We start from the raw sequence: 13,615 nt of genomic DNA, 5'->3' as shown, positions 1-13,615 counted from the left end.
GCCTGTGGTCCTCCACCGGCACGGGCATCACGACCTGCCGAGCTCCCGGTGGATGAAGTCGAAAATTTCGTCGTCCGTCGCGCCTTCGAGCTGCTGGGCGGCCCCGAGACGACCGTCGGCCGCCCGGGCTTCACCCAGCTTGTTCAGCATGGTCTGAAGTCGGCTGGTGATTTGCCCGAAGGTGGCATCGTCTGGGGAAACCCCTGAAACCAGCGCCTCGATCCGGTCCAGCTCCCCCAGGACCGAGACGTCGGCGCCGACCAGGGCCGAGAGCAGGAACCCGGCCAGCGCCGACGGCGTCGGGTGGTCGAAGACGAGGGTGGCGGGCAGCTTGAGCCCGGTCGCCGCGCGCAGGCGGTTGCGCAGCTCCACCGCGGTCAGGGAGTCGAAGCCGATCTCCTTGAACGGCCGGTTCGCGTCGATCGCGTCGGCACCCGCGTGCCCGAGCACCCGGGCGATGGCGTCGCGGACGTGGTCGAGCACCACCCGCTCCCGCTCGGCGGGCGGCAGGCCGGTGAGCCGGCCCGCGAAGTCCTCCGACGCCGGCTCGGCCTCCGCCGTCTGGGCTTCCAGCGCCCGGCGGACCGCGGGCAGGTCGTCGAGCAGCGGCCGCGGCCGCGCGGCGGTGAAGCCCCGCACGAACCGGTCCCAGTCGACGTCGGCGACGGTGAGCACGGTCTCGTCGCGATCGATCGCCTGGCCCAGCGCGAGCAGCGCCCGCGCCGGCGGCATCGCGCCCACGCCGCGGCGGCGCAGGTGCTCCTCGGCGTCGTGGTCGCCCGCCATGCCCGCGCCCTGCCAGGCGCCCCACGCGATCGACGTTGCGGTGCGCCCGCGGTCACGCCGTCGCTGTGCGAGCGCGTCGAGGAACGCGTTGCCCGCGGCGTACGCGCCCTGGCCGCCGCTGCCCCAGACGCCCGCGTTGGAGGAGAACAGCACGAACGCGTCGAGGTCGTCGAGCAGCGCGTCGAGGTGCGTGGCGCCCGCGACCTTCGCCGAGACCACTTCGGCGAATTCGGTCAGCTCGGTGTCGTCGAGCGCGGTGCCCTGCACGATCCCGGCCGCGTGGAAGACGGCCCGCACCGGTTCCCCCGCCGCGGCCAGCTGGTCGAGCAGCGCTTCCAGGGCCGCGCGGTCCGCGACGTCGCAGGCGGCGATCGTCGTGGTCGCGCCGAGCGCGGTCAGCTCGTCGCGGAGTTCGGCCGCGCCGGGGGCCGCTTCGCCGCGTCTGCTGGTGAGCACCAGGCGGTGCGCGCCCCGGCCGGCGAGCCAGCGGGCGACGTGCGCACCGAGCGCCCCGGTGCCACCGGTGACGAGCACGGTGCCGGACGGCCGCCAGTCGCGGGCCGGGGCGCCGTCGCCGATGGGGGCCGGGACCAGGCGGCGGGTGAGCACCCCGGACGCCCGGACGGCGACCTGGTCCTCGTCGCCCGCCCCGGCCAAGATCGCCGTCAACCGCTGCCGGTCACGCTCGTCGGCGGTCTCGGGCAGGTCGACCAGCCCGCCCCAGCGGTCGGCGTGTTCCAGGCCGACGACCCGGCCGAGCCCCCAGACCTGGGCCTGCGCCGCGTCGGTCACGGCGTCGGCCCGGCCGGTGGCCACCGCGCCCGTCGTGGCGAGCCACAGCGGGGCGGCGATCCCGGCGTCGCCGAGTGCCTGGGTCAGGAGCAGGGTGTTCGCGACGCCGCGCGGGAGCAGCGGGTGCGCGGCCGGGTCGAGGGCCAGCAGGGACAGCACGCCGTCCACCGGGGCGAGGTCGACCAGGCGCTTGCCGAGCGCGGCTCGGTCGGTGGCGCCGACGGTGATCGTGACGGCGGTGGCGCCCGCCTCCTCGACGGCTTGCCGTGCGGCGTCGATCCACGCCTGGTCGCCGGCTTCCGGCGTCACGACCAGCCAGGTGCCCGCCAAGGGCCGCCGTTCGGTGGCGAGCGGCTTCCAGGTGATGCGGTAGCGCCAGCCGTCCACAGTGGATGTTTCGAGCCGGGTGCGACGCCAGGACGCGAGCGCGGGCAGGACGTCGCCGAGGGGTTCCGGCGCGACGGACAGCGTGCCGGCGATCGAGGCCAGGTCCTCGCGTTCCACCGCGGCCCAGAAGCTGTCGTCCACCGGATCACCGGCGGTCGTCACGGCTGGCGCGGGCTTCGGCCAGAAGCGCTTGTGCTGGAACGGATAGGTGGGCAGGCCGACCGTACGCGTCTCCGGAAGAAGAGCCCGCCAGTCGACGTCGTGCCCTTGCGTCCACAGTTCGGCGACCGAGGTCAGGAACCGGCGCGGGCCGCCTTCGCCGCGCCGCAGCGTGCCGACGACGACGCCCGGGGTGTCGTCGAGGGTCTCCTGGATCGCCGACAGCAGCACCGGGTGCGGGCTGACCTCGACGAAGAACCGGTGCCCCCGCTCGACGAGCGCGCGGGTCGTGTCCAGGAAGCGGACCGGCTCGCGCAGGTTCCGGTACCAGTACCCGGCGTCCAGGGTCGCCGTGTCGACCGGCTCGGCGGTCACCGCGGAGTAGAACGGGACGGCACCCGTGCGGGGAGTCAGGCCCGCCAGGACTTCGTGCAGTTCGTCGCGGATGTCTTCGACGTAGGCCGAGTGGGACGCGTAGTCGACCGGGATGCGCCGGGCGCGGGTGTCCTGGTCCGCGCAGTGGGCGATCAGGTCGTCGACGGCGGACGGATCGCCGCACACCACCGTCGAGACCGGGCTGTTGTAGGCCGCGATCGCGACCCCCGCCGGTAGCAGCTCCGCCACGCTTCCGGCACCGAGTGCGATCGAGGCCATGCCGCCCTGCCCGGCGAGCCCGGCGGCGATCGCCTTGCTGCGCAGCGCGACGACCTTCGCACCGTCCTCGAGGGACAGTCCACCCGCGACGACCGCGGCCGCGATCTCGCCCTGCGAGTGCCCGGCGACCGCGTCCGGCTCGATCCCGTGTGCACGCCACAGCGCCGCAAGGGACACCATCACGGCCCAGGACGCGGGCTGCACGACGTCGACCCGGGCCAGCGCGTCCGCGTCGCTCAGTGCGTCGGTCAGCGACCAGTCGACGTGCGGGGCCAGCGCGGCGGCGCACTCGGCGAGCCTTTCCGCGAAGACGGGCTCGTCGAGCAGCCCTACGGCCATTTCCACCCACTGCGCGCCCTGGCCGGGGAAGACGAACACCGTCTCGCCCGTCACGCCGGCGGTGCCGGTGATCACGGCGGCTCCCGGTGCGTCGGCGGCCAGCTCGCGCAGTCCTGCGACGAGGTCGTCGCGGTGGTCGCCGAGGACGACCGCGCGGTGCTCGAACGTCGAGCGGGTGCTCACCAGCGACGAGGCGATCTCGGCGACGCTTCCGGGCACCTCGGCCAGCGCGGCCGCCCGGTCGCGGACCGCCGCCGCCGAGCGGGCCGAGAGCACCCACGCGGTCAGACCGCCACTGTCCACCGTGGACTCTGTGGGTACCTCGGGAACCTGCTCCACGATGACGTGCGCGTTCGTGCCGCTCACGGCGAACGACGAGATCCCGGCGCGGCGCGGTCCTTCGCGCTCGGGCCACGGGCGCGGCTCGGTCAGCAGGGACACCGCACCGCCGGCCCAGTCGACGTGCCGCGACGGCTCGCCGACGTGCAGGGTCGCGGGCAGCAGGCCGTGACGCAGGGCGAGCACCATCTTGATGACCCCGGCGACCCCGGCCGCAGCCTGCGTGTGCCCGACGTTCGACTTGATCGAGCCGAGCCACAGCGGCTCTTGCGCGTCCCGGTCGCGGCCGTAGGTCGCCAGGAGGGCCTGGGCCTCGATCGGATCGCCCAGTGTCGTGCCGGTGCCGTGCGCTTCGACGACGTCCACATCGGACGGTCGCAGGCCCGCGTTCGCCAGCGCGGCCCGGATCACGCGCTGCTGCGACGGGCCGTTCGGCGCGGTCAGGCCGTTCGACGCGCCGTCCTGGTTGACCGCGCTGCCCCGGACGATCGCGAGCACCGGGTGTCCGTTGCGGCGCGCGTCGGAGAGCCGTTCGACGAGGACGACGCCGACACCCTCGCCCCAGCCGGTACCGTCCGCCTCGTCGGCGAAGGCCTTGCACCGCCCGTCCTTCGCGAGACCGCGCTGCCTGCTGAACTCGACGAACAGGCCGGGCGTGGACATGATCGTCACGCCGCCGGCCAGTGCCAGCGAGCACTCGCCCGCGCGCAGCGACTGAGCGGCGAGGTGCAGGGCGACCAGCGACGACGAGCACGCCGTGTCGACGGTCATCGCCGGGCCTTCGAGCCCGAGCTGGTAGGCGATCCGTCCGGAAAGGACACTGCCCGCGCTGCCGGTCGCCAGGTAGCCGTCGACGCTCTCCGCACCGAAGTGCAGCGCCGCGGTGTAGTCCTGGCCGTTTGTCCCGGCGAACACCCCGACGGGCGCGCCGCGGACCGACAGCGGGTCGACGCCCGCCTGCTCCAGGGCCTCCCACGAGGCTTCCAGCAGCAGCCGCTGCTGGGGGTCCATGGCGAGCGCTTCGCGCGGCGAGATGCCGAAGAACTCGGCGTCGAACTGGTCGGCACCGGCCAGGAAGCCGCCCTCGCGGACGTAGGTCGTGCCGGCGTGGTCCGGATCGGGGTGGTAGAGGGCGTCGGTGTCCCAGCCGCGGTCGGCGGGGAACTCCGAGACGGCGTCGCGGCCCTCGGCGAGCAGCGCCCAGAGTTCGTCCGGGTTCCGCACGCCGCCGGGGAACCGGCAGCTCATGCCGACGATGGCGATGGGCTCGTCGGTGTTCGTTGCGAGGGTCGCCGGGGTTTCTTCGGCCTCGCCCAGCAACTCGGTGCGCAGGTACGCCGCCAGCGCCGTCGCGGTCGGGTAGTCGAACGCGAGAGTGGCCGGAAGCCGCAGGCCGGTGGCGGTGTCGAGGCGGTTGCGCAGCTCGACCGCGGTCAGGGAGTCGAAGCCGAGTTCCTTGAAGGTGTGGTGGGCGGGGACGTCGTCGGCCGAGCGGTGGCCGAGTGCGAAGGCGACCTGCTCCCGCACCAGCCTGAGCAGCACCCGGTCGGCGTCCGCGGCCGACAACTCCAGCGGATCCGCGGCGACCGGCTCGAGCCGGCGCACCTCGGGCAGGCCGCCGATCAACGGACTCGGCCGGGACGCGGTGAGCGCGGGGGCGAACCGGTCCCAGTCGACGTCGGCGACGGTGACGGCCGCCACGCCGTCGTCGACCGCGGCCCGCAGCGCGGTGACCGCCCGCTCGGGCCGCAGCGGGACGAGCCCGGTGCGCCCGAGGTGCTCCTCGGCGGCGGCCGCCGTGGCCATCCCGCCGTCGGCCCAGGGACCCCAGGCGATCGAGGTCGCCACCAGGCCCTGCGCCCGACGCAGTTCAGCGAGGGCGTCGAGGTAGGCGTTGGCGGCGGCGTAGTTGCCTTGCCCGGCCGCGCCGAACGTGCCCGCGCAGGAGGAGAAGAGGACGAACGCCTGGAGCGGGTGCGTCGCGGTCAGTTCGTGCAGGTGCCGGGCCGCGGTGGCCTTGGCGTCGACGACCTCGGCCAGGCGTTCCGGAGTGAGGGCTTCGAGCACGCCATCGGCCAGGACACCGGCGGTGTGCACGACGGCGGTGAGCTCGCCGACGTCGCGCAGAGTCGTCTCGAGCGCCGTGCGGTCGGTGACGTCGCAGGCCAGGAGGTCGACTTTGGTGCCCAGCGCGGTCAGTTCCGCGGCCAGGTCCCGGGCGCCGGGAGCGTCGGGGCCCCGGCGGCCGAGCAGGACGAGGCGTTCGGCTCCGGCGTCCGCCAGCCAGCGCGCGACGTGCTTCCCAAGGGCGCCGGTACCGCCGGTGACGAGGACGGTGCCGCTCGGCTGCCAGGGTCGTGAGTGAGAAACAGGGTTAGAACGCTGTTTCTCACTCACGACCCGGGCGAGGCGGCGGCCCAGCACCGCGGGACCGCGCAGGGCCAGCTGGTCCTCCCCCGTTGCTCCGCCGAGGATCGCGCACAGCCGGTCCAGCGTCGGCTCGTCCACCTCGGCGGGCAGATCCACCAGGCCGCCCCAGCGGTGGGGGTGTTCCAGGGCCACCGTGCGACCGAGGCCCCAGACCATCGCCTGCGCCGGGTCCGGCACGTCACCTTCCGCTGCCGCGACCGCGCCCCGGGTGACGCACCACAGCGGTGCGTCGATCTGCGCGTCGCCGAGGGCCTGGACCAGGGCCAGCTGGCCGCCGACGTCCACTGTGGACACGATCCCGGCGAGCCCGTCGTGGGAGCGCAAGCGTGCGGCGAGGGAAGCCCGATCGTCGGCGGGCGTCACCTCGAGCACGTCGAAGCGGGCACGGAGCAGGTCTTCCGCGCCGGCCGGGACCACCGCGAGCCAACGTCCGTCGAGGCGGCCCGCGCCGAGACTGGCCAGGGTGGTCCAGGTGATCTCGTACTGCCACTGCTCGACCAGCGATCGCGACCGGCCCCGGTCCCGCCAGGCCGCCAGCGCGGGCAGCGCCGCACCGAGCGGTGTCTGCGCGTCGACGTCGGTCAGCTCCGGGAGATCGCCGCTCTCGACGGCGGCCCAGAACCGCTCGTCCAGTTCCGTGCCCGCCGACGGGCGTGCCTCCAGCCAGTAGCGCCGACGCTGGAACGGATACGTCGGCACCGTGACGGCGCCACCGGGACGCCCGGGGTGCGCCGCCCGCAGAACCGCCCGCCAGTCGACGGTGTGGCCCCGCGTGTGCGCGTCGGCCAGCGCGGTGAGCAGGCTCGGATATTCGGCACGATCCTTGCGCAGCAAGGGAACCGCGGGAAACGCGGCCAGCGCCGACAACACGCCGTCGGGGCCGAGTTCGAGTCCTCGCGTGACGCCGAGCCCGGCCAGCGAGACGGACGCGTCCGCGAACCGCACCGGCTCGCGGACCTGACGCACCCAGTACTCCGGCGTCCGGATCTCGTCGCCGGCGAGCCGACCGGACACAGTGGACACGAGCGGAATCTCCGGCGCGTGGAAGGTCAGCCCGTCCGCGACGGCCGCGAACGCGTCCAGCATCGGGTCCAGCAGCGCCGAGTGGAACGCGTGCGACACGGTCAGCCGTCGGACCTTCCGGCCCAGCCCGGTGAAGTGCCGCTCGATCAAGGCAACCGCGTCGACCTCGCCGGACACCACCACGGACGACGGCCCGTTGACCGCGGCCAAGTCCACGCCGCCGGTCAGGATCGCGGAGACCTCGTCTTCGGTGGCCTCGACGGCCAGCATCGCGCCCCCGCCCGGCAGCGCCTGCATGAGACCTGCCCGGGCCGCCACCAACCGGCAAGCGTCCTCAAGGGACAGCACCCCGGCCACGTGCGCCGCGGCCAGCTCGCCGATCGAGTGCCCGGCCACGTAGTCCGGCCGGATGCCCCACGACTCCAGGAGCCGGAACAACGCCACCTCGACCGCGAACAACGCGGGCTGCGTGTACCCGGTCTCGTCCAGCGCCGAGCCGGAATCGGAAACGACCTCCCGCAACGGCCGATCCAGCGAAGAGTCCACCAGCGCACACACCGCGTCGAACGCGTCCGCGAACACCGGGAACCGCTCGTACAGCTCCGCACCCATCCCGGTGCGCTGTGAACCCTGCCCCGAGAACAGGAACGCCGTCTTGCCCGGCTCCGCGAGCACGGGGGTCACCGCGTCGAGCCGGGCGAGCAGGTCGTCACCATCGTCGCCGACCACCACGGCCCGGTATTCGAACGCGGACCGCGCGGCCAGCGCGAGCGCGATGTCGACCGGGTCACCGTCGGGCAGGCGGCGCGCGGCATCGCGCACTGCCTGCTCGGTGCGGCCCGAAAGGACCCACGGCACCACGCCACCGGCGGATGCACTGTGGACAGCGGGAACTCCCGGCGGCTCCTCGAGAATGACGTGCGCGTTGGTGCCGCTGACCCCGAACGACGACACCCCGGCCCGGCGCGGCCGCTCGCCCGCCGGCCAGTCCTGGGCCTCCGTCAGCAACCGCACGTCGCCCGACGTCCAGTCCACCCGGTCCGACGGCCGGTCCACGTGCAGTGTCTTCGGCAACGTGCCGCCGCGCATCGCCAGCACCATCTTGAGCACGCCCACGACGCCCGACGCCGCCTGCGTGTGGCCCACGTTGGACTTCACCGACCCCAGCCACAGCGGCCGGTCGCGGTGCCGGCCGTACGTCTCCAGCAGCGCCTGCGCCTCGATCGGGTCGCCCAGCGTCGTGCCGGTGCCGTGCGCCTCGACGGCGTCCACATCGGACGGTTCCAGGCCCGCGTTCGCCAGCGCCGCGCGGATGACGCGCTGCTGGGACGGGCCGTTCGGGGCGCTCAGGCCGTTCGACGCGCCGTCGGAGTTCATCGCCGAACCGCGCAGGAGCGCGAGCACCGGGTGGCCGAGGCGCTGTGCGTCCGACAGGCGCTCGACCAGCACCAGCGCGACGCCCTCGCCCCAGCCGGTGCCGTCCGCCGCGTCGGCGAAGGACTTGCAGCGGCCGTCGCCGGCCAGGCCGCCCTGCTTGGCGAACTCCAGGAACGCGCCCGGCGTCGCCATCACCGTCACGCCGCCGGCCACCGCCATCGACGACTCGCCCGAGCGGACCGACTGGGCGGCCAGGTGCAGCGCCACCAGCGACGACGAGCACGCCGTGTCGACGGTCACCGCGGGTCCTTCGAGACCGAGCACATAGGACACCCGGCCGGACACGACCGCACCGGCGTTGCCGGTGAGCAGGTGCCCTTCGACCTCCTCCGCCGCCTCGGCGTGGCCGGTGGCGTAGCCCTGCGTGCCGCAGCCGACGAACACCCCGGCCGCGCTACCGCGCAGCGAACGCGGGTCGATGCCGGCGCGCTCGAAGACCTCCCACGCGCTCTCCAGCAGCAGCCGCTGCTGCGGGTCCATGGCCACGGCTTCCCGGGGCGAGATCCCGAAGAAAGCGGCGTCGAACTCGTCGGCGTCGTGGACGAAGCCGCCCACCCCGTCGAGGTCCCAGCCGCGGTTCACCGGGAAGGCCGACAGCCCCTCCGCGCCCGCGGAAACGAGGTCCCACAGGTCTTCCGGCGAGCGCACGTCGCCGGGCAGGCGGCACGCCATCGACACGATGGCGATCGGGTCGCCGGGGTCCACCCGGGACACGAGCCGATCGGCCGCCACGGGGCCGGCGTCGAGCAGCTCGTGCCCCAGCAACGCGGCGAGCCGCCGCGGGTCCGGGTGGTCGAACAGCACGACCGCGGGCAGCTTGAGCCCGGTCGCCGCGACGAGCCGGTTGCGGACCTCCAGCGCGATCAGGGAATCGACGCCCAGGTCGCGGAACGCCCGGTCCGGCTCGATCGAACCCGGCCCGGGGTAGCCCAGCACGGCGGCGGTCTCGGCGCGCACGAGGTCCAGCAGCGCCTCCGCCCGCGCGGCCTCGGTCAGGCCGGAAAGCCGGTGCGCCCAAGGAGAGTCGTGCTCGGTGGGTTCGGTCTCGAGGGCCCGGCGGACCTCGGGCAGCTCGTCGAGCAGCGGGCGTGGGCGGGCCGCGGTGAAGGCGGGGGCGAACCGCGCCCAGTCCATGTCCGCGACGGCCAGGAACGTCTCGTCGGCGTCGAGGGCCTGCCGCAGCGCGGTGAGTGCGAGGGCGGGATCCATCGCGCGGATGCCCCGGCGGCGCAGCTGCTCCGCGGAGCCGTCGGCGGTCATGCCCGCGCCGGCCCAGGCGCCCCAGGCCACCGACGTCGCGGTCAGGCCGCGGTCTCGGCGGTGCTGCGCGAGCGCGTCGAGGGCGGCGTTGGCCGCGGCGTACGCGGCCTGGCCGCCGCCACCCCAGACGCCGGCGTTGGAGGAGAACAGCACGAACGCGTCGAGCTCGCCGGTGAACAGGGCGTCGAGGTTGGCCGCACCCTGGACCTTCGCGCGCAGCGTTTCGGCGACTTCGGCGCGGTCGGTGTCGGCGAGGGCGGCCGAGCGGCCGACCCCGGCCGCGTGCACGACGGTGCGGGGCTCGACGTCGGCGAGCAGGGTGGCCAAGGCGTCGCGATCGGCGACGTCGCAGGCCACGATGGTCACCTCGACGCCGAGTGCGGTCAGCTCGTCGCGCAGCTCGGCGGCGCCGTCGGCGTCCGGACCCCGGCGGCTGGTCAGGACGAGGTGCTCGGCTCCCACGCCGACGAGCCAGCGGGCGATGTGCGCGCCGAGCGCGCCGGTACCGCCGGTGACCAGCGCCGTTCCGCTCGTCCGCCATTCGCGGGCCGGGCGGGTGGCGCCGAGCGGCGCCGGGACCAGGCGGCGGACCAGCACCCCCGCCGCCCGGATCGCGACCTGGTCCTCGCTCGCGTCGGCGAGCACCCGGGCCAGCCGGCCGAGCGCGCGGTCGTCGAGGACGTCGGGCAGGTCGACGAGGCCGCCCCAGCGGGCCGGGTGCTCCAAGCCCGCGACCCGCCCCATGCCCCAGACCTGCGCCTGCTCGGGCCGGGTCAGCCGGTCGGACCGGCCGGTGGAGACGGCGCCGCGGGTCAGCAGCCACAGCGGCGCGGCCACCGCCCGGACCAGCTCGATGGTGGCGTAGAGGCCGTCGTCGGCGAAGGCGAGCAGCGACAGGACGCCGGTGACGCCTTCGGTGGGCAGCTCCGGGAGCCGACCGCCGGGCTCGACGGTCACCAGGACCGGCTCGGCGCCGTGCGCGGCCAGGCCCTCGACGAGGTCGTCGGCCGGGTATCCGGTGGGGGCGACGACCAGCCAGCGTCCGGTCAGCTCCGCTTCGAGCGGGGTCGCGGGCTGCCACGCGATGCGGTATCGCCAATTGTCCACAACGGACTGCTCGTGACGGCGTTTGTGCCACTGCGCGAGGCCGGGCAGGACGTCGGCGAGCGCGGTCGCGTCCACGTCCAGCGAAGCGGCGAGCCCTGCGGTGTCGCCACTGTCCACAGCGGACCAGAACTGGTCGTCGGCCGCGCCCGTCGCCTTCTCCGACGCCGTCAGCCAGTAGCGTTCGCGCTGGAAGGGGTAGGTGGGCAGGCCGACGCGCCGCGCGCCGGGGAAGAGCCCGGCCCACTCGACCGTCGCACCGCGGCTCCACAGCTCGGCCAGGGACGTCAGGAACCGCGCCCGGCCGCCTTCCCCGCGGCGCAGCGACCCGACGACGACGGGCCCGTCCAGGGTGTCCTCGACCGCGGCGGCGAGCACGGGGTGGGCGCTGACCTCGACGAACGTGCTGAACCCCGCCGCGGCGAGGCCGTGCACCGCCGTGTCGAACAGGACCGGCTGCCGCAGGTTCCGGTACCAGTAGCCGGCGTCCATCGTGCTGGTGTCGATGCGCTCGCCGAGCACCGAAGAGTGCAGCGGGATCGCGGCTTCGCGCGGGCTGATCGGGGCGAGCGCGGTGAGCAGGGCGTCCTCGATGGCCTCGACGTGCGCGGAGTGCGACGCGTAGTCCACCGGGATGCGACGGGCGCGGATGCCTTCGGCGACGCAGGTCGCGATCAGTTCGTCGAGTGCTTCCGGCTCGCCGGAGAGCACGACCGAGCCGGGGCCGTTCACCGCCGCGACGCTGATCCGCTCGTCGAGGCGCGCGGTGACGTCGGCCGGGGACAACGCGACCGATGCCATGCCGCCCTTGCCCGCGAGCACCTCGGCGATGAGCCTGCTGCGCAGCGCGACCACGCGTGCACCGTCCTCAAGGGACAGTGCACCGGCGACGCAGGCCGCGGCGATTTCCCCTTGGGAGTGCCCGACGACGGCGCCGGGCCGTACTCCCACCGACTGCCAGAGCGCGGCGAGCGAGACCATGACGGCCCAGGACGCGGGCTGCACGACGTCGACCCGGGCGAGCGCGTCCGCGTCGCCGAGGACGTCGGTCAGCTTCCAGTCCACGTGGGACTCCAGCGCGGCCTCGCACTCGGCCATCCGGGCCGCGAAGACGGGCTCGCCGAGAAGGCCGATGGCCATCCCGGCCCACTGCGCGCCCTGGCCGGGGAAGACGAAGACCGTCTTGCCGGGCGGCACGGCGATGCCCCGGACCACATCGGCCGACGGCGTCGCGTCCGCGAGTGCGTCGAGGCCGCGGACCAGGTCTCCGACGGTGTCACCGACCACGGCGGCGCGGTGTTCCCAGGCCGTGCGGGCGGTGGCCAGCGAAAGCCCGATGTCACCCGGCCGCTGGTTTCCGGAGACGTGCTTGCGCAACAGGTCGGCCTGCTCGCGCAGGGCTTCGGCGGTGCGGGCGGACAGCACCCAGGTCGAAGGACCTTGCGGCGCTTCGGTTTCCTCGGGCGCGGACGGTGGAGCGGCTTCGAGGACGACGTGGGCGTTGGTACCGCCGACGCCGAACGAGGACACCGCGGCCCGGCGGGGCGCGCCGGTCTCGGGCCAGGCGGCGTGCTCGGTCAGCAGCTCGACCGAGCCGCGCGTCCAGTCGACCTGGGCGGACGGCTCGGTGACGTGCAGCGTGCGGGGCAGCTCGCCGTGCCGCAGGGCGAGGACCATCTTCATCACGCCGGCCACCCCGGCGGCGGCCTGGGTGTGCCCGATGTTCGACTTGATCGAGCCGAGCCGGAGCGGGTGCTCGCGGTCGCGCCCGTAGGTCGCGAGCAGGGCCTGGGCCTCGATCGGGTCGCCGAGCGTGGTGCCGGTGCCGTGCGCCTCGACGGCGTCCACTTCGGACGGTTTGAGGCCCGCGTTGGCGAGCGCGGCGCGGATGACGCGTTGCTGCGAAAGGCCGTTGGGGGCGGTGAGGCCGTTGGACGCGCCGTCGGAGTTGACCGCGGAGCCGCGCAGGACGGCGAGCACCGGGTGGCCGTTCTCGCGCGCGTCGGACAGCCGCTCGACGAGCAGCACGCCGGCGCCCTCGCCCCAGCCGGTGCCGTCGGCGGTGTCGGCGAACGACTGGCACCGGCCGGACGCGGAAACGCCGCCCTGGCTGGTGAACTCGACGAACACCGCGGGCGTGGCCATCACGGTGACGCCGCCGGCGAGCGCCATCGAGCACTCCCCCGTGCGCAGCGCCTGCACGGCGAGGTGCAGCGCGACGAGCGAGGACGAGCAGGCGGTGTCGACGGTGACGGTGGGGCCTTCGAGGCCGAACGTGTAGGCGATCCGGCCCGAGGCGACGGACACGGCACTGCCGGTGAGCAGGTGGCCGCGGACTTCGTCGGGCAGGGTGTCGAAGTCGCTCGAGCCGTAGGCCTGGTTGCTGCAGCCGATGAAGACGCCGGTGTCACTGGCTTTCAGCGCGTCCCGGTCCAGCCCGGCGCGTTCGAAGGTCTCCCAGGAAACTTCCAGCAGCAGGCGCTGCTGCGGGTCCATGGCGAGCGCTTCACGGGGCGAGATGCCGAAGAAGCCGGGGTCGAAGTCGGCGGCATTGTCGACGAAGCCGCCCTCGGCCGTGTTGCTGCCGGCGAGTTCGTCGGCGGTCCAGCCGCGGTCGGCGGGGAAGCCGGTGATGGCGTCGGTCCCGTCGCGCAGGAGGTCCCACAGCTGTTCGGGCGAGGTGACGCCGCCTGGGAAACGGCAGCTCATCGCGACGACGGCGATCGGTTCCCTGGAGGCGGCCGCGAGCCGGTCGTTCTGCTCCCGCAGCCGCTTGTTGTCCCGCAAGGACGCCCGGAGTGCTTCGACGACCTTGTCCTTGTCCGAAGACAGTGCCACCAGGTACCTCCAGGTTCACGGCGTGGTCGCCTCGAGTGAACCGCACGCGGCACCCGCAAATCCCTAG

General features: G+C 74.3%; 1 pseudogene. It reads right to left on the bottom strand.

What is annotated here, in order from left to right:
* Positions 1–27 precede the first annotated feature (27 nt).
* Positions 28–13,521 (bottom strand): annotated as a pseudogene (locus OG738_RS25080) (type I polyketide synthase); the annotation flags it as partial.
* Positions 13,522–13,615 lie beyond the last annotated feature (94 nt).

It is taken from the genome of Amycolatopsis sp. NBC_01488 (assembly GCF_036227105.1).
GTDB lineage: Bacteria > Actinomycetota > Actinomycetes > Mycobacteriales > Pseudonocardiaceae > Amycolatopsis.
The sequence above is the reverse complement of the archived record's forward strand: the minus strand, read 5'-3'. Positions and strand labels throughout refer to the sequence as shown.